General features: G+C 67.8%; 17 protein-coding genes. 9 read left to right on the top strand and 8 right to left on the bottom strand.

Features of this window, described 5'->3' with window-relative positions; translation table 11 throughout:
* Positions 1-45: 45 nt before the first annotated feature.
* Both A3A5_RS0125120 and A3A5_RS0125115 read left to right on the top strand, forming a co-directional pair.
* Positions 46-573: a putative toxin-antitoxin system toxin component, PIN family gene (locus A3A5_RS0125120; protein WP_018313241.1), complete on the top strand. Its 528-nt coding sequence runs from the start codon at positions 46-48 to the stop codon at positions 571-573.
* A 79-nt stretch (positions 574-652) separates the two neighbouring features.
* Positions 653-1,834 (top strand): pyridoxal phosphate-dependent aminotransferase, encoded by a 1,182-nt coding sequence (locus A3A5_RS0125115; protein ID WP_026201105.1) that lies wholly within the window; start codon positions 653-655, stop codon positions 1,832-1,834.
* 84 nt (positions 1,835-1,918) lie between these two features.
* On the opposite strand, the gene A3A5_RS0125110 is transcribed toward A3A5_RS0125115, so the two are convergent.
* Positions 1,919-2,563: a glutathione S-transferase gene (locus A3A5_RS0125110; RefSeq protein WP_018313239.1), complete on the bottom strand. Its 645-nt coding sequence runs from the start codon at positions 2,561-2,563 to the stop codon at positions 1,919-1,921.
* A 189-nt stretch (positions 2,564-2,752) separates the two neighbouring features.
* Between A3A5_RS0125110 and A3A5_RS0125105 the strand changes: the two genes are divergently transcribed.
* The 4 genes from A3A5_RS0125105 (at position 2,753) to A3A5_RS0125090 (ending at position 7,038) form a co-directional block, all read left to right on the top strand.
* Positions 2,753-4,276 carry a 3-hydroxyacyl-CoA dehydrogenase gene (locus tag A3A5_RS0125105; protein ID WP_018313238.1) on the top strand — a complete coding sequence of 508 codons (1,524 nt, stop codon included), beginning with the start codon at positions 2,753-2,755 and terminating at the stop codon, positions 4,274-4,276.
* Between the two features lie 33 nt (positions 4,277-4,309).
* Entirely contained in the window at positions 4,310-5,089 is a 780-nt protein-coding gene (locus tag A3A5_RS0125100; RefSeq protein WP_018313237.1) for an oxepin-CoA hydrolase, alternative type, read from the top strand.
* An 83-nt stretch (positions 5,090-5,172) separates the two neighbouring features.
* Positions 5,173-5,901, top strand: a complete 729-nt coding sequence (locus tag A3A5_RS0125095) for a histidine phosphatase family protein (RefSeq protein ID WP_018313236.1) — start codon at positions 5,173-5,175, stop codon at positions 5,899-5,901.
* A 60-nt stretch (positions 5,902-5,961) separates the two neighbouring features.
* Positions 5,962-7,038, top strand: a complete 1,077-nt coding sequence (locus A3A5_RS0125090; protein WP_018313235.1) for a phosphotransferase — start codon at positions 5,962-5,964, stop codon at positions 7,036-7,038.
* A gap of 67 nt (positions 7,039-7,105) precedes the next feature.
* Here the strand turns inward: A3A5_RS0125090 and ggt are convergent, their stop codons facing one another.
* The 3 genes from ggt to A3A5_RS0125075 form a co-directional block, all read right to left on the bottom strand.
* On the bottom strand, positions 7,106-8,995 hold the full coding sequence (gene ggt / locus A3A5_RS0125085; protein ID WP_026201104.1) for a gamma-glutamyltransferase: 1,890 nt from the start codon (positions 8,993-8,995) through the stop codon (positions 7,106-7,108).
* 301 nt (positions 8,996-9,296) lie between these two features.
* Positions 9,297-10,418, bottom strand: a complete 1,122-nt coding sequence (locus A3A5_RS0125080; RefSeq protein WP_018313233.1) for a CAP domain-containing protein — start codon at positions 10,416-10,418, stop codon at positions 9,297-9,299.
* 292 nt (positions 10,419-10,710) lie between these two features.
* Complete coding sequence (locus A3A5_RS0125075) at positions 10,711-11,649, bottom strand: LysR family transcriptional regulator (protein WP_018313232.1); 939 nt, start codon at positions 11,647-11,649, stop codon at positions 10,711-10,713.
* A gap of 189 nt (positions 11,650-11,838) precedes the next feature.
* Between A3A5_RS0125075 and A3A5_RS0125070 the strand changes: the two genes are divergently transcribed.
* Both A3A5_RS0125070 and A3A5_RS0125065 read left to right on the top strand, forming a co-directional pair.
* Positions 11,839-13,101, top strand: a complete 1,263-nt coding sequence (locus A3A5_RS0125070) for an acyl-CoA dehydrogenase family protein (RefSeq protein ID WP_018313231.1) — start codon at positions 11,839-11,841, stop codon at positions 13,099-13,101.
* 156 nt (positions 13,102-13,257) lie between these two features.
* Positions 13,258-13,950, top strand: coding sequence for a glutathione binding-like protein (locus A3A5_RS0125065; RefSeq protein ID WP_018313230.1), 693 nt, complete (start codon positions 13,258-13,260; stop codon positions 13,948-13,950).
* A 50-nt stretch (positions 13,951-14,000) separates the two neighbouring features.
* Here A3A5_RS0125065 and A3A5_RS0125060 read toward each other — a convergent pair whose 3' ends face one another.
* Entirely contained in the window at positions 14,001-14,876 is an 876-nt protein-coding gene (locus A3A5_RS0125060) for a hypothetical protein (protein ID WP_232431450.1), read from the bottom strand.
* A 233-nt stretch (positions 14,877-15,109) separates the two neighbouring features.
* On the opposite strand from A3A5_RS0125060, the gene A3A5_RS0125055 reads away from it, so the two are divergent.
* Positions 15,110-15,550: a helix-turn-helix domain-containing protein gene (locus A3A5_RS0125055; protein ID WP_026201101.1), complete on the top strand. Its 441-nt coding sequence runs from the start codon at positions 15,110-15,112 to the stop codon at positions 15,548-15,550.
* Here the strand turns inward: A3A5_RS0125055 and ureG are convergent.
* Genes ureG through ureE form a run of 3 tightly spaced genes read right to left on the bottom strand, consistent with a single transcriptional unit; the run spans position 15,547 to position 17,504 of the window.
* Positions 15,547-16,176 carry an urease accessory protein UreG gene (gene ureG / locus A3A5_RS0125050; protein ID WP_013956047.1) on the bottom strand — a complete coding sequence of 210 codons (630 nt, stop codon included), beginning with the start codon at positions 16,174-16,176 and terminating at the stop codon, positions 15,547-15,549. The genes A3A5_RS0125055 and ureG overlap by 4 nt on opposite strands.
* Positions 16,177-16,190: 14 nt before the next feature.
* Positions 16,191-16,883 (bottom strand): urease accessory protein UreF, encoded by a 693-nt coding sequence (locus A3A5_RS0125045; protein WP_018313227.1) that lies wholly within the window; start codon positions 16,881-16,883, stop codon positions 16,191-16,193.
* A gap of 9 nt (positions 16,884-16,892) precedes the next feature.
* Positions 16,893-17,504 (bottom strand): urease accessory protein UreE, encoded by a 612-nt coding sequence (gene ureE / locus A3A5_RS0125040; protein ID WP_018313226.1) that lies wholly within the window; start codon positions 17,502-17,504, stop codon positions 16,893-16,895.
* Between the last annotated feature and the right edge of the window lies 1 nt (position 17,505).

Here is a 17,505-nt window from a genome sequence, read left to right as displayed (position 1 = left end):
AAATCGCGGCAGTAGCCAAGGACAAACAAGCCGAGATTGTAGCGAATGCGCCTCGACACCACCGGAACCACCCTCTTCGCCAGCCCCGCCGGCGTCACATCTGCGCCCCGCGTGGTGCTCGACTCCAATATCTGGGTGGACCTGCTGGTCTTTCGCGACCCCCATGTGGAGCCGATCCGCGCGGCGCTGGAGGCCGGCACCATCGCCCCGGTGATCCGCGCCGACTGCCGCGAGGAACTGCGCCGGGTGCTGGCCTATCCGCAATTTACCCGCTTTGACGTCGATATCGATGCCGCGCTGGCCACCGTCGACCGCCTCGCCAGCCTGGAAGCCGCGCCGCCGCAGGCCGACTACGATGCCATCCGCCTGCCGCGCTGCAAGGACACCGACGACCAGAAGTTCATTGAGCTGGCGCACTTTGCCGGCGCCGCCTGCCTGGTATCGAAGGACAAGGCCGTGCTCAAGCTGCGCACCCGCCTGCGCCGCAGCAGCGGCGTGGAAGTGATGACGCCACCGGCCTTCGGTGTCTGGCTGGCCGCGCTTGGCGCCGCCAGCGCCGCCGATCCGCTTTAGAATGTCGGCTCCCGGCGCCGCCTGCCCGGTGGCGCCGCCTGATCGCATCCCGTCCCGACCGCATCGACACGTCCGTATCATGTCCGCAGACACCACCCACACCCAGTTGACGCCGCTGACCCCGCCGCCCTCGCGCCTGCCCGCCGTCGGCACCACCATCTTCACCGTGATGTCCGCGCTGGCCACCGAGAAGAACGCCGTCAACCTGGGCCAGGGCTTCCCGGACTTCGACTGCGACCCCAGGATCATCGATGCCGTGACCGCTGCCATGCGCGCCGGCCATAACCAGTACCCGCCGATGGCGGGCGTGCCGCGCCTGCGCCAGGCCATCGCCGACAAGATCGCCAGCCTCTATGGCCACCAGTACAGCTGGGACACCGAGATCACCGTCACCGCCGGCGCCACCCAGGGCATCCTGACCGCGATCCTGTGCGCGGTGCATCCGGGCGACGAGGTAATCGTGCTGGAGCCGTGCTACGACAGCTACCTGCCCGCGATCGAGCTGGCCGGCGCCACCGCCGTGCCGGTCACGCTGGAAGCGCCGGAATTCCGCGTGCCCTTCGACAAGCTGGCCGCCGCGATCACGCCGCGCACGCGCATGATCCTGATCAACACGCCGCACAACCCCACCGGCACGATCTGGCGCGCGCCCGACATGGACCAGCTGGCGCAGATCCTGGCCGGCACCGACATCCTGCTGCTCTCGGACGAGGTCTATGAGCACATGGTCTACGACGGCCAGCAGCACGCCTCGGTCTCGCGCCATCCTGAGCTTGCGCGCCGCAGCTTCGTGATCTCCAGCTTCGGCAAGACCTACCATGTGACCGGCTGGAAGGTCGGCTACGTGGCCGCGCCGGCCGCGCTGATGGCCGAGTTCCGCAAGGTGCACCAGTTCAACGTGTTCACCGTGAACACACCGGTGCAGCACGGCCTGGCCGACTACATGGCCGATCCCGCGCCCTACCTGCAGCTGTCGGCGTTCTACCAGGCCAAGCGCGACTTCTTCCGCGCCGGCCTCGCCAACAGCCGCTTCAAGCTGCTGCCGTCGGACGGCACCTACTTCCAGTGCGTCGACTACTCGGCCATTTCCGACCTGAGCGAGGCTGACTTCGCCATGTGGCTGACGCGCGAGATCGGTGTTGCCGCGATCCCGGTCTCGGCCTTCTACACGCAGCCGCGTGAATCGGGCGTGGTGCGCTTCTGCTTTGCCAAGAGGGAAGAGACGCTGGCGCTGGCGCTGGAGCGGCTGGGCAAGCTGTAGGCGCGGGCCTGGCCACCGCGCCAACGAAAAACGCCCGCGAACCAATCGCGGGCGTTTTTCCTTGTGCCGCCGGTTTGTGGCCGGCTACTTGTTGCTGCGGCTCGCCATCAGTTCAAGATTGGCCTTGCGGTCGGCATTGACCTTCTGCACCGATTCACGCGCCGACAGCGTCTTCAGGTAGTCCTTGACCGGCAGGTCGGCCAGCAGGTCGGTGCCGTAGATGATCTTGGTGCACGACGACACCAGCGGCAGGTGCGCTGCGGCGGCGCAGTCGGCCAGCGTGAAGGTGTCGCCGGCGATATATGGCGAAAACTTCGCCAGCTTGGCGAAGGCGGGGACATAGCGCGTCAGCAGCTTGTGCTGGCGTTCCTTGACGCCATCGCTGACCTTGCCGCCGAAGAATGCCTCGGGGTACAGCTCGCGCGCAGTCAGCTCCAGGTACAGTTCCATGAAGACGACGATCTCGCGCACCTTGGCGGCCTGGAACGGGTCGCCCGGCAGCAGCGGCGTCTGCGGATAGGCTGCCTCTACGTAGTCGACGATGGCTTCGGACTCGCACAGCGGGCCGGATTCGGTGATGATGTAGGGCACCTTGCCCGCGGGCGTGGCTGCCGGGTCGGTCTGGCCGATCCAGGCCAGCACCTCTTCGAACGGCACGTTCTTTTCCAGCAGCGCCAGCTTCACTTTGTTGTAGTAGTTGCTGGCGGCAAAACCGCAGAGCTTCAGCATGTCGTCTCTCTCCGTTATTGGAATGATCCTCGCGTCAGGCTGCGCGGATTCCCAGTGATTGTGGACCATCCGGGGTCTGCAGTGTACCGGCTGGCCGATCAGCGCACGCGGCCTGCCGCGCCGACCTGTTGCGGAAGGTGCAAAAAACGTACGATCGTGCTAATTTAACCACAACTTTTGGGACGAATGATGAGCACTTTCACCATCGATACGCTGGGTATCGTCGGCACCGGCGCCATGGGCCGGGGCATCGCGCAGATCGCCGCGCAGGCTGGCCTGACCGTCAACCTGTACGACGCCAACCCACAAGCGGTGGCCGCGGCGCGCCAGTACCTGCAGGACACGCTGGCCAAGCTGGCCGACAAGGGCAAGATCAGCGCCGCCGACGCCGAGGCCACGCTGGCCCGCGTCAAGCCCTGCGGCGCGCTGGAGGACCTGGCCGGCTGCGACATGGTGCTGGAAGCCATCGTCGAGAAGCTGGAAGTCAAGCGCGACCTCATCGCCAAGCTGGAAGCGGTCCTGCGTGAAGACGCCGTCATTGCCTCCAACACGTCGTCGCTGTCGATCACTGCCATCGCCGTGGGTTCGAAGCACCCCGGCCGCATCGCCGGCTACCACTTCTTCAACCCCGTGCCGCTGATGAAGGTGGTCGAAGTCATCGACGGCCTGTCGGGCAATCCCGCGGTGGGCGACGCGCTGATGGCCCTGTCGCGCCGCATGGGCCATACCCCGGTACGCTGCAAGGACATGCCGGGCTTTATCGTCAACCATGCCGGCCGCGGCATGAATATCGAAGGCCTGAAGGCCGCGCAGGAAGGCGTGGCCGGGTTCGCCGACATCGACAACATCATGCGCGAGCAGGCCGGCTTCCGCATGGGTCCGTTCGAGCTGATGGACCTGACCGGGCTGGACGTGTCGCACCCGGTAATGGAATCGATCTACAACCAGTTCTACCAGGAACCGCGCTACCGCCCGTCGCCGATCACCGCGATCCGCGCGGTCGGCGGGCTGATCGGCCGCAAGGCCGGCGCCGGGTTCTATGCCTACGCCGATGGGCAGAAGCAGGTGCCGGCGGCTGCCGTGGTGCCGTCCGCGCGCCCGTCGAGCGTTTGGGTCAGCCATGAAAGCGAGCGCGGCCACGCCATGGTGACCAGGCTGCTGGGCGCGCTGGGCGTGACCCCGGAAGGCGGCAACAAGCCGTCGGCCGATGCGCTGATCATCGTCACGCCGCTGGGCCTGGACGCCACCACCAGCGCGCTGCAACAGGGTCTGGACCCGGCCCGCACCGTCGCCATCGACACGCTGCTGCCGTTCGAGGCCACCAGGCGCCGCACGCTGATGACCACGCCGGCCACCAGCGCCGCCGCGCGCGACGCCGCACACGGCCTGTTTGGCAGCGACGGCGTGCCGGTCACGGTGACCCGTGATTCGGCCGGCTTTGTCGCGCAGCGCGTGCTCTGCTGCATCATCAATATCGCCAGCGATATCGCGCAGCAGCGCATCGCCACGCCGTCGGACATCGACCTCGCCGTCAACCTGGGCCTGGGCTATCCCAAGGGTCCGCTGGCGCTGGGCGATGCGGTCGGCCCGCAACTGGTGCTGGAGACGCTGCGCAACATGGAAGCGCTGACCGGCGACATGCGCTACCGCCCGAGCCCGTGGCTGTGGCGCCGCGCCGGCCTGGGCCTGTCGCTGCTGGCCGAAGAGCAGTAAGCCCGCCACCGCCACACCGACCGAGCCACGCCCATGCCTGCACAGTTGCTTTCCCAGCGCGTCGATTCGACGCTGGTGCTGACCATCTCGAACCCCGAGGCACGCAATGCGCTGCACCCGGACATCTACGCGGCCTCGCAGCAGGCGCTGGATCAGGCCGCGGCCGATGACTCGGTGCGCGCGGTCATCATCACCGGCGCCGACGGCATTTTCTGCGCCGGCGGCAACCTGAACCGGCTGCTCGGCAACCGCAGCCAGCCCCAGGAGGTACAGGCCGCCAGCATCGCGCTGCTGAACGGCTGGGTCGAGTCGCTGCACGCCTTTCCCAAGCCGATCATCGCGGCGGTGGAAGGCGCGGCCGCGGGCGCGGGCTTCTCGGTGGTGCTGGCGTGCGACTTCGTGGTGGCGGCCAGCAATGCCAAGTTCGTGATGGCCTATGTTTCCGTGGGGCTCACGCCCGACGGCGGCGGCTCGTATGAGATCGCACGCGCGCTGCCGCGCCCGCTGGCCAGCGAGCTGATGATGGAAGGCAAGCCGGTGGACGCGGCGCGGCTGGCGCAGTTCGGGCTGGTCAACCGCGTCACCGAACCGGGCCAGGCACTGGACGAGGCCCTGCGCCTGGCCGCCGGCCTTGCCCGCCAGTCGCCGCACGCCGTGGGCCGCATCAAGGACCTGATCAACCACGCGGCCACCGCATCGCGCGCCGAACACCTGCTGGCCGAGCGCGACAGCTTCGTCGCCGCGCTGCATCACCCCGACGGCGGCGAAGGCATCAGCGCCTTCCTGGAGAAGCGCAAGCCGCAGTACCGTTGAAGCCGGGCGCCGGACGCCTGGCTTTACCCGAACGGCCAGCCCGCGGCAGACGGGCATGCCGGCACAATGCAAGGAGACAACGCATGGAATTGCCGCCGTCCTCGCGTCGCCGCATCTACCTGATGCGGCATGGTGCCGTTTCCTACTTCGACGAGGCCGGGCGCCGCACCAACCTGCCCGAGATGGTGCCCCTGAATGAGACCGGCCGCATGCAGGCCACCGCCGCCGGGCGTGCCTTTGCCGCCGAGCAGGTCCGCTTCGACCGCGTCATTGTCAGCGGCCTGCCACGCACCGTCGAGACGGCTGAGCGCGTGCTGGCCGAACTGACCGGGATGGACGACGTGGTGCCGGAAGTCTGGCCCGCGCTGCAGGAAATCCGCGGCGGCGACTTGTCCGCGATTGCCAGCGAAGACCTGCGCGACGCCTTCGTCGGCGCCTTCGAAGGCGAAGTGCCCGAAGACAAGCGCTTCCTCAACGGCGAGACCATCGGCCAGTTCCTCGACCGCGTGCTGCCCGCGCTGGAGCGCCTGCGCGCCGATCCCGGCTGGGACACGGTGCTGATGGTGCTGCATGGCGGCACCAACCGCGCCATCCTGTCGCAGGCCATTACCTGCGGGCGGCGCGTGTTCTTCGGCTCGCTGCTGCAGACCGCGGGCTGCATCAATGTGCTCGACATGGGCGACGACCCGCTCGACTGGGTGGTGCGCATGACCAATTACTCGCCGCCCACGCCCGTGCACAGCGGCACGCGCCACACCACCATGGAAGTGCTGCTGCACCAGTATTTGCGCGGACGCCAGCCGCAGGGCTGAGTGCGCCGCGGACTTGATCGAATCCCAACCGATACCGAACAGAAAACCAACGGAGACAGCATGACGAGCAACGTATCGCACTTCGAGGGCACGCGCCCGGTGGCGGACCAGCAGCGCTTCGACACCGACGCGCTGGAAGCCTGGATGCGCCAGCACGTGGAGGGCTTTGCCGGCCCGCTGACCGTGGAGCAGTTCAAGGGCGGCCAGTCCAACCCGACCTTCAAGCTGGTCACGCCGGGCCAGACCTACGTGATGCGCGCCAAGCCCGGCCCCAAGAGCAAGCTGCTGCCCTCTGCGCATGCGATCGAGCGCGAGTACCGTGTGATGGCGGCGCTGGCCGGCAGCGACGTGCCGGTGGCGCGCATGTACGCGCTGTGCGAGGACGAGTCCGTGATCGGCCGCGCCTTCTACATCATGGAATTCGTCGCCGGCCGCGTGCTGTGGGACCAGTCGCTGCCGGGCATGAGCACCGCCGAGCGCAGCGCCATCTACGACGAGATGAACCGCGTCATCGCCGCGCTGCACACGGTCGACTACAACGCCATCGGCCTGGGCGACTACGGCAAGCCCGGCAACTACTTCCAGCGCCAGATCGAGCGCTGGTCCAAGCAGTACAAGCTGTCCGAGACCGAATCGATCCCGTCGATGGACGCGCTGATGGACTGGCTGCCGCAGCATATCCCGCAAGAAGACGCCGACCTGACCTCGATCGTGCATGGCGACTACCGGCTGGACAACCTGATGTTCCACCCGACCGAGCCGCGCGTGCTGGCGGTGCTGGACTGGGAACTGTCCACGCTGGGCCACCCGATGGCCGACTTCAGCTACCACTGCATGAGCTGGCATATCGCCCCGGGCCAGTTCCGCGGCATTGCAGGCCTGGACTTCGCCGCGCTGGGCATCCCGGACGAAGCCAGCTACCGCCGCCTGTACGAGCAGCGCACCGGCCGCCCGATCACCGGCGACTGGAACTTCTACCTCGCCTTCAGCATGTTCCGCATCGCCGGGATCCTGCAGGGAATCATGAAGCGCGTGGTGGACGGCACCGCGTCGTCGGCGCAGGCGCTGGACGCGGGCAAGCGCGCGCGGCCGATGGCGGAGATGGGGTGGCAGTACGCGCAGAAGGCAAAGGGCTGACGCGGCAACTGCCGCGGCAAGAAAACGGGCGCCGAGGCGCCCGTTTTTCATCCGCGTCGCGCGGCGCTCAATCCCCCAGCGCCACCCCTTCGCGCCGCGGGTCCGCACCACCCGCCCACACCGCCTTGCCGTCAGGCCCCTGCTTGCGCATGATGGCCTGCGTGCCGCTGGTCATCTCGATCTCGGCCACCTGGTGGCCGCGCTGCTGCAGTGCCTGCACCAGGGCCGGCGACACCAGCCCTTTCTCCACCTCGGTCGGGCCGTTGCGGCTGCCGAAGTTGCCCATGCCAATGGCGGCCTGCACGTCCATGTTCCAGTCCAGCATGCCGACCAGCGTCTTGGACACATACTCGATGATCTGCGAGCCGCCCGGCGAACCGACCGTTGCCACCAGCTGGCCACTCTCGCGGTCGAACACCAGCGTCGGCGCCATCGACGAACGCGGGCGCTTGCCCGGCTCCACGCGGTTGGCCACCGGCTTGCCGTTCTCGCTCGGCACGAAGGAGAAGTCGGTCAGCTGGTTGTTCAGCATGAAGCCGCGCACCATCAGATGCGAGCCGAAGTACGACTCGATCGTGGTGGTCATCGAAATCGCCCCGCCGCGGTCATCGACCGCAACGATCTGCGAGGTGGAAACGCGCGGCGGCGAACGGTCGGGCGCGTAAGCCATCGCCGTGCCCGGCGGCACTCCCGGCTGGGCCTTGCCCATGCTCTTGTCACCGATCAGTTCCGCGCGCGTGGCAAGGTAGGACGGGCTGACCATGCCGGCCACGTTGACCGGCACGAAGTCGGCATCGGCCACGTACAGGCCACGGTCGGCGTAGGCCAGGCGGTCGGCTTCGGAGATCGCGTGGACCGCGTCGGGATTGGCCTCCATCACTGCCGGCGTGTTCACCCCCTGTGGCTTGAGCGCGGCCAGCGCGTACTTGGGATTCTTGGTCTCGAGCGCCTGCAGCGTGCCCAGGATCTGCGCGATGGCGATGCCGCCCGACGACGGCGGCGGCATGCCGCAGATCTTCCAGCGCCTGTAGTCGGTGCAGACCGGCACGCGCTGCTTGGCCCGGTAGCTGCCCAGGTCAGCCAGCGACAACGAGCCGGCATTGCTGCCACCGTTGACCTTGGCGACGATATCGTGCGCGATCGGCCCGCTGTAGAGCACGCCGGCACCGCGCCGGGCGACATCGCGCAGGGTCTGCGCCAGCTTCGGGTTCTTCAGCACCGTGCCGGCCGGCTTGGGCTTGCCCTGTGCATCCAGGAAGTACGCGGCCATCTCCGGCGAATTGGCCAGGAATTTGTCGGCCGCCACCTGCGTGTACAGCCGCTCCGAGATCGGGAAGCCCTTCTCCGCCAGGTCGATGGCGGGCTGGAACAGCTTGGCCCACGGCAGGCGGCCGTGCTTCCGGTGCGCCATTTCCAGCGCGCGCATCACGCCGGGCGTGCCGACGGAGCGGCCGCCGATCTGGGCCTCGCTGAACTCCATTGGCTTGCCGTCGGGACGCAGGAACAGGTTTTCGGTGGCGCCGGCAGGGGCGGTCTCGCGGCCGTCGAAGGCCTGAACGTTCTTGCCGTCCCAGTACATGATGAAGGCGCCGCCGCCAATGCCGGTGGCCTGCGGCTCGACCAGCGTCAGCACGGCCTGCATGGCGATGGCGGCGTCGATGGCCGAGCCGCCCTGGCGCAGGATGGTGCGCCCGGCCTCGCTGGCCAGCGGGTTGGCCGCGGCAGCCATGTGGCGCTGCGCGTAGACGGTGGACATGCCCGGGCGATAGCCGGAAGCGACTTCCGGGGCCGGCGGCATCGTGGCAGGCGGCGTTGTGGCCGACGGCGCGGCCGGTGCAGCCGGGGCGGCGGGAGTGGCGGTCCCTCCGCCCTGGGTGCCGCAGGCACCCAGCAGCGCTGTCAGGGCAAGGGCCAGCGCGCCGCGCCATGCCATCGAAGTAAGGTCGGGGTGAGCCATGCGGTATCTCCTGGGGAAGGATCAACCGATTGTAGTGGCGATCCGGGCATCCAGGAAACGTGAAAGTCGAATTCCCTCCACATCAGCAGCCAGCCGGCGCGTACTCGTACAGCGACAACCTGATAGAAGGCGATAAGGCGTCATCGAGATCAGCTCGACACGGGCCGCCATCGCGCCGACGTGAAGGGATATCGGCTGATCGGCGATGAGAACCGCATGCTGACGTGCGAGGGAGCCGGACGCGCCGCAATGAGCGCGCCGGTGCATGGCAGCCAGCGCAAGGGCTGGCGGGATGGTCAGGTCAGCGCGTGGTGAACGACCAGCTCAGGTCCACCGGCTGCGAGCCCAGCCTGCCGGTGACGTGCACGGTATAGCGCTGCTGGCTGGCCAGCTGCGCCACCGGTGTGCAGATCGCCAGGCCGCCCGCGGCACTGGAGAGGCCCGCCGAACGGCTGTCGACCTTGATGCAGTTGACGTTGCCGCCTTGTGCATCCGTGATGACGAAGTTGTCGGCATCGAACTGCAGTGACGTGTTGATGGCCTGCAGCGACACCGGATAACCCATGGTCTTGCCCTCGTATCCTGGCGCCGGGTTGGGGCTTTCCGAGTTGACCCAGCTCACCGGCACATCGGCCTGGCCGTTGAACGGATAGGCCACCATCTGGTTGTCGCTGCCGCCCTTGGACGCATCCGCCAGGTCGATGGTCTGGTAGTAGCTGGCCGAGGTGCCGCTGCCGTCCGGGCCCACGCGCTCGGCAAAGCCGCTGCCGGCCGAGCCGTAGCTGCCCAGCAGCGCGGCGCGGTGGAACGGCGCGTTGACCAGGTCCGACACCAGCGCGTCCTTGGGCGACATCGACAGCTGCGCATTGGCAACCGAGGTCCAGCGGTTGGCCCCGGCCACGACTTCAGCGGTGGCATTGGTCGGATAGGCGGCCTGGATGCGCTCGTTGGGCGTGGCGCCGGTATAGCCCGGCTTGCCGCTGGTCTCGTCGTGCGTCAGCGTGGCGTTGGCCAGCATGTAGGCAGTGTGGTTCTGCGCCACGGTATTGAGCGGATCGCGTGCCGCCAGCGGCGGCAGGCCCACCTGCTCGCGCCGATAGTTGGCGTAGCACAGGCCGGCGGTGCGCGGCTCTTCCAGCACGCGGTAATTGCTGACCGCACTGCCGCGCGCCGGCAGCAGCGAGATGCCGCCGCCCGCCGCGGGGGCCGGCGCCGTGCCGCTGACGGTATAGCAGGCACCGGCGGTGGAAGTCGTGCCGGGGCTCGCGCCCGACGGCGCGCTGGCCTGCCCGTTCGCTTGCGATGCGCCCGACGAAGTACCACCGCCGCCGCCATCGCCACCACCGCCACCACATGCGGACAGTGCCAGCGCCGCAGCGGCGCAAAGGGCGGTCAGGGCGAGCGTGGTGCGTCGCGGCAGCATGGGTTGGTTATCAGCAAACAAGCGTTTCCCGGTCATCGTTCTGAATCGTCGTGTGGTCATCGGAGGAAGGAACCTGCCCCGGGGGATCCGCAGGCGCGGACAACCGGCGCGGCAACCATCGCCAGCACCGTGTGGACACGGGCTCGCGCCGGGGGCAGAAAGACCGGATGATGGTATGGGCGCGGACCGGCAGGGTCTACCCCATGAACAATTCCTTACGTGTGACCCGCGCGCGCCGCACCGGGGCGCCGCGGGGGCGCTTGCGGTGCCCGCCATGCGGGCGCGGGGGCACTTAGCTGGCGGCGGCCACGTCGGCCATGCCGGTGCCGAGCGCGGCCATCACCGCCATCAGCTGCTCGCGCAGCCAGCGGTTGGCACCGTCGTTTTCGCCGCCCGCATGCCAGTACAGGTGCAGTTCCAGCGACGGCACCTTGAACGGCAGGGACAGCACGCGGTTGGCATAGGGCTCATTGGCGATGCGCGCATAGCGCAGCGGCAGCGTGGCCAGCAGGTCGGTGCAGCTGACCACGCGGCACGCGGCCGCGTAGTGCTGGCAACGCAGGCGCACGCGCCGCGTCAGGCCCATGCGGTGCAGGGCCTGGTCTTCCAGCCCGGCGCCGCGGCGGCGCGACGACACATGCACATGCTCGGCCGCGAGGTAGCGTTCGAGCGTCAGCTCCTTCTTCATCAGCGGATGGTCGCGCCGCGCCAGCACCACCATCGGATCGGCCATGAACGGCGCGTGGTGGATGGCGGGCGAGACCGGCAGCAGGATGTCCAGCGCGGCGTCCAGCGTGCCGGCCAGCAGCTCGGACTCCATCTCGCGGCGGTCGAAGCGGATCGCGGCGATCTCCACCTGCGGCGCCATCGCCGTGACGCGCGCCATCAGCGGCGGCAGCAGCGTGGATTCCAGCGCGTCGCGCATGCCAATGGTGAAACGCCGCACGGTATTGGTGGGATCGAAGTGCGGCGTATCCTGCAGCGTGCGCGCGAACGATTGCAGCGCGCTGCGCACCTCGGCGGCCAGCGAGCGCGCCAGCGGCGTGGGCGCCATGCCCTGCCCGCGCCGCTCGAACAGCGGGTCATCGAACAGCGTGCGCAGCCGGCCCAGCGCATGGCTGACCGCGGGCTGCGTCAGGTTGAGCTGGCGCGCGGCCGCGGTGATGCTGCCTTCGCTGTAGATGGCGTCGAACACCACGAAGAGATTCAGGTCGATGCGGGAGAGCTGCATGCCGGGGATTCTAGCACGGAATGCAGGGAATTGATACTGGCAAATCCAGAAAATTCATTTTTGTTATTACCAGCTTTCAGATAGAGTGCATTCCATCGGCCCATGCCGCATTGATGCCGAGGCCTGCCGAGGCCAACGAGGCGACGCCGCCCACCCCGGCGTCCACTGATTCTGTAGCGAGGAGACCACATGGATTTCGAATACAGCCCGAAGGTCAAGGAAATGCAGGCCAAGCTGCTGGCCTTCTTCGACCAGCACATCTACCCGAACGAAAAGCGTTTCGCCGAAGAGATCGACGCCAACCGCCGCGCCGGCAACGCCTGGGTGCCGACCAGGGTGATCGAGGAACTGAAGCCGCTGGCACGCGCGGCCGGCCTGTGGAACCTGTTCCTGCCGCGCTCGCCGCGCGCCCCGCAGGGCCTGTCGAATCTGGAATACGCCACGCTGTGCGAGATCATGGGCCGGGTGCCCTGGTCGGCCGAGGTCTTCAACTGCGCGGCCCCCGACACCGGCAACATGGAGACGCTGGAGCGCTATGCCTCCGAGGAACTGAAGGACAAGTGGCTCGAGCCGCTGCTGGCCGGCGAGATCCGCTCGGCCTTCCTGATGACCGAGCCGGCGGTGGCCTCATCTGATGCCACCAATATCGAATGCAGCATCGAGCGCGACGGTGACCACTACGTGATCAACGGCACCAAGTGGTGGTCGTCGGGCGCGGGCGACCCGCGCTGCAAGGTCTACATCGTGATGGGCAAGACCAACCCCGACGCCGGCCGCCATGAGCAGCAGTCGATGGTCGTGGTGCCCGCCGATACCCCGGGCATCACCATCAAGCGCTTCCTGCCGGTGTTCGGCTACGACGACGCGCCGCACGGCCATATGGAGATCGAGCTGAAGAACGTGCGCGTGCCGGCGTCGAACATCCTGCTGGGCGAAGGCCGCGGCTTCGAGATCGCGCAGGGCCGCCTGGGCCCGGGCCGCATCCACCACTGCATGCGCAGCATCGGCGTGGCCGAGCGCGCGCTGGAGCTGCTATGCAAGCGCGCGCTGTCGCGCGTGGCCTTCGGCAAGCCGGTGTCCAGCCAGGGCGTGACGCAGGAACGCATCGCCGAAGCCCGCTGCGAGATCGAAATGGCGCGCCTGCTGACGCTCAAGGCCGCGTACATGATGGACACCGTGGGCAACAAGGTGGCCAAGGCCGAGATCGCCATGATCAAGGTGATCGCCCCGAACGTGGCGCTGAAGGTGATCGACTGGGCCATCCAGGTCCATGGCGCGGCCGGCGTCTCCAGCGACTTCCCGCTGGCCAACTGGTGGGCACACCAGCGCACGCTGCGCCTGGCCGACGGTCCGGACGAGGTGCACCGCAACGCCATTGCCAAGCTGGAACTGGCCAAGCACATGAACCTGAACCCGGACGACATCAGGATGCCGGTGGCACGCGGGTTCTGACCGCCTGGCTGCGCCGCGGGCTTCGGCCCTGCCGGCAGCATGGAAAACGCGCAGCCAGTCTGCGCGTTTTTTTCTTCTGTGCTTAAATCGCCCGGTTCGCCACCTCAGTGGTTGATGTGGCCATCCCCAACGATCGCAGCCAGGAGATCCTTTGCGATGATCGACGTCTACACCTGGGCCACGCCCAACGGCCACAAAGTCCACATCATGCTGGAAGAATGCGGCCTGGAGTACAAGGTCCATCCGATCAACATCGGCGCCGGCGACCAGTTCGGCGAAGACTTCCTCAAGCTCAGCCCCAACAACAAGATCCCCGCCATCGTCGACCCCGACGGCCCCGACGGCAAGCCGATCTCGCTGTTCGAATCGGGCGCCATCCTGCTCTACCTGGCCGGCAAGACCGGCAAGTTCCTGCCCGAGGACGTACGCGGCAAGTACGAGGCGCTGCAGTGGCTGATGTTCCAGATGGGCGGCGTGGGCCCGATGCTGGGCCAGGCGCACCACTTCCGCATGTACGCGCCCGAGCAGATCGAGTACGCGGTCAACCGCTACACCAACGAGGCCAAGCGTCTGTACGGCGTGATCGACACGCAGTTGTCAAGGCACGCCTACCTGGCCGGCGAGCAGTACACCATCGCCGACATCGCCACCTTCCCGTGGCTGCGCAGCTGGCAGAACCAGGGCGTGGATCTGGACGACTACCCGCACCTGAAGCGCTGGTTCAACGAGATCGCCGAGCGCCCCGCGGTCAAGCGCGGCGTGGAAGTGCTGGCCAGCGCGCGCAAGGCGCTGCAGGACGACAAGGCACGCGAGGTCCTGTTCGGCGCCACCCAATACAAGCGGCACTGAGCATGGGACTGGAGCAGCCGGGGCCCAGGCCGCGGCTGCCCCGCCGGGCATCAGGCCGGCGCCGGCGCGTGGCACGCAACGGCATACCCGTCGGCGCGCCGGCCGCCGCGGGCCGCAACGCCAATGTCCGCGTCATCGCCCGGTCCGAAGCAGCACAGCAGGCCGGTGCCCGGCAACAGCACGTCGAGCCGGCATGACTCGTGCGGGGCCGGCGCGTAGAGCGTGCCGGGCTGCAGGAAGGCCATGTCCCCACCGGCCCGCACCAGCGCGCCATGCCAGTGCAGGCCGATGGCGCCGCGGTAGCACAGCGCCCAGCGCAGCCCGCGCGCCTGCAGCCGCTGCGCCCAGTCATCGCCCGACTGGTCGAGCTGGATGAACTCCGGCCGCATCCCCTGCTCCGGCTGCGGGCCCTCTGCCCGCACCACCTCAGCTGGCAATACGTGCATGCCCGCCACCCCCTCGGCGCCATTGGCCCCGACCGCGGCAATGCCGCCCAGCGCGCAGTGCCACCCGCCCGCAGGCAGTGCCACCGGCCGCGACGCATCGGCCGGCCCTTGCGGCACGGTGCGCACCAGGATGGTGTCGACCATCGCCTGCACCTGCATCGGCACGCCTGGCGCCGGCGCAAACAGCTCGCCGCCGCCCATCAGCAGGCAGCCGCGCCCGGGCGACCACAGCCGCAGGCCCCCGCGCAGGCAGCCCCACCATTCATGGCGGTCCGCGGCAAATTCAGGCTGGGTCTCGCCGGCGCAGAGAAAGACGTAGTCACAGGTGCTGCCGAGGCCGGCAGCAGCGGCAAGCAAGCGTGACTGGAACCCGGGAATGAAATCCGACGGCGCGTGGCGGTCGGCATGGAGGGCGCGCATCCGCGCCTCGAACAGCGTGAAGATCTGCATGGCAATCCCCTGCAGGGCGACAGGCCGCAAGGCGGCTGTCCGCGCACGCGGCGCACGCATGACAGCGTTGCGCGCAGCATTGCGCAGTGGCCCGTTTGGCTCGGCCATGCAGGCCGTCCGGTTGATGCCATCGTGTCGCGCCATTTTGCCTGGCGCACCCCTCAATTTGCGGATCGGACACCGATAGTGAGGAGGAGGATAAGTTGTCGTGGCCTCAAGGTCAAACCCTTAGCCTCAGATCACTCTGAACCTTTCACGACCCCATGACTTCTCGAAATCTCAGACTATTCGGATTGCATCTTGCCTGGCTACGCAAGCAGCGGGGCTGGTCCCAGGAGACCCTGTCGCTTGAAAGCGGACTGTCGCGCTCATACCTGAGCGGCATCGAAAGCGGCAAGCGCAACCTGGCGCTCGCCAACATCTGCAGGCTGGCCGAAACCCTCGCCGTGCCGACCCCGGAGATGCTCGACTTCAGCCGCCATGACGCCAGCCAGCTGCAGGTGGAACAATCCCGCGCACCCTTCGGCAACCGCCAGCGCGCGGCGATCGAGGCCACCGTGCGCCATATGGCGGAGCTGACCGAGCCCGAGCTGAACCTGGTGGCCGCGGTGGCACGGGCGCTGGCGGGCAAGGGCAGCTTCCGCCCGTCGCTGGCTCACGCCACCAACGCCGCGTCCGATGCTGTCGGCGACAATAAAGACTAGACGCCCAGCATGCCCTGCCGTTCGATGAAGCGGATCACCTCGTCCAGGCCCTGCCCGGACTTGACGCTGCCCATCACGAACGGCCGGGCACCGCGCATCTTGCGCGCATCGCTCTCCATCACTTCCAGCGATGCCCCGACGTATGGCGCCAGGTCCGTCTTGTTGATCACCAGCAAGTCGGACTTGGTGATGCCCGGCCCACCCTTTCTCGGAATCTTCTCACCGCCGGCTACGTCGATAACGTAGATCGTCAAATCAGAAAGTTCTGGGCTGAAGGTGGCGGCGAGGTTGTCGCCGCCGGATTCGATGAAGACCACGTCAGCATCCGGGAAGCGCGCCAGCATGCGGTCCACTGCCTCCAGGTTGATCGAGGCGTCTTCGCGGATCGCGGTGTGCGGACAGCCGCCCGTTTCCACGCCCATGATGCGTTCTGCCGGCAGCGCGCCAGAGATCGTCAAGAGGCGCTGGTCTTCCTTCGTGTAGATGTCGTTGGTGATGGCAACCAGGTCGTAGCGGTCGCGCATCGCCTTGCACAGCATTTCCAGCAGCGTGGTCTTGCCGGAGCCAACCGGGCCGCCGACGCCGACGCGCAGCGGAGGGTTCTTCTTGGTACGGGCCTGGGTCATGGTGCGGTATGGGTTCAGGATCGGAACAGCCGGGAGTACTGCGTTTCGTGGCGGGCGCAAAGCAGGCCCAGCATCGGGGAAAAGGTGGAGAGTTGCGGCGGCGTGGCTTCGGCACGGCGCGCGGCTTCTTCGACCGTGCCGAGCACCGCGCCGTGCAGGCGCCGCAGCATGTGCTGCCCCGCCACCTGGCCCAGCGGCACCGTCTTGATCGCCGCGGCGACCTGGTTCTCGGCCCAGTTGAAGCAATAGGCGGCGAGGCCGTCGCGCGCCTCGACCTGAAGCGCCACGCATGCCGCAGTGAACGCCGTCGGCAGGCAGACCGGCGACAGCGCCGCCAGCGTGTCGCGCAGCACGGGCGCGCCCCACTCCATCTGCGCAATCAGCCTGGACAGTGACCAGCCCATCTGCTCGGTCTCAAGCCGCAACTCGGAAGTCTCGCGCGTGGCGTGGAACCAGTCGTTCCATGCCCGCACCTGCGCAGCGTCACCAGCCAGCCAGTAGCGATGCAGCAGCAGCCACAGCGGGGCTTCGCATTGGGCCTGTACATGCAACAGGTTGTCGCGGATCCAGCGCTCGGCGGTTGGCGCGTCATGCACGCTGGCGCAATCGATCGCAGCTTCCAGCCCTTGCGAATAGCTGAAGCCGCCGATCGGCAACGATGGTGATGCCAGATGGAGCAGCGAGATCAGTTGGGGCAAGCCGGTCATGGCACGCAATCAATGCTTGTGTCCGCAATGTTCGTCGTGGACATGGTGCGGATCACCGTGATCATGGGAATGACCATGTCCATGCGAATGCCCGTGGCCGTGCCCATGATGCTCCTGAAACACCGCCTGCGCGGCCGCATAGTCCTCCGCGAACGTCGCATCGTGCCCATGCTTGTGCCCGCCGCCATAAGCTCCCGCCTCCGGCTCGAACGGCAGCTCGGCGGGTTCGGCGCGCACGCCCAGGCGCTGCAGCATGTCGGCCAGCACCGGGTCGTATTCCAGCCGCAGGTAGTCGCGCCCGATCTCCACGGGCGTATGGCGGTTGCCGAGGTGATAGGCCGCGCGCATCAGCGCATGCGGGTCTTGTGCGCGCACTTCCAGCACCGCCTCGGTAGCGGCCTGCACTTCCACAAAGCTGCCGTCTTCGGCCACCAGCAAGTCGCCGCCACGCAGCACGGTGCCGCGCGGCAGGAACAGCGCGGCTTCGTCGCCGTTGTCGAGCACCGCGCGCAGGCGGCTCTTGCTGCGTTCGGCGAAGGGCAAGACCAGCTTGGGCGCGCGGCGCACCAGCACGGGCGCGATGCCGTGCGGGGCGCTCAGGAGTTTGTCGATCTTCAGCATG

This window comes from Cupriavidus sp. UYPR2.512 (genome assembly GCF_000379565.1).
Classification (GTDB): Bacteria; Pseudomonadota; Gammaproteobacteria; order Burkholderiales; family Burkholderiaceae; genus Cupriavidus.
The sequence above is the reverse complement of the archived record's forward strand: the minus strand, read 5'-3'. Positions and strand labels throughout refer to the sequence as shown.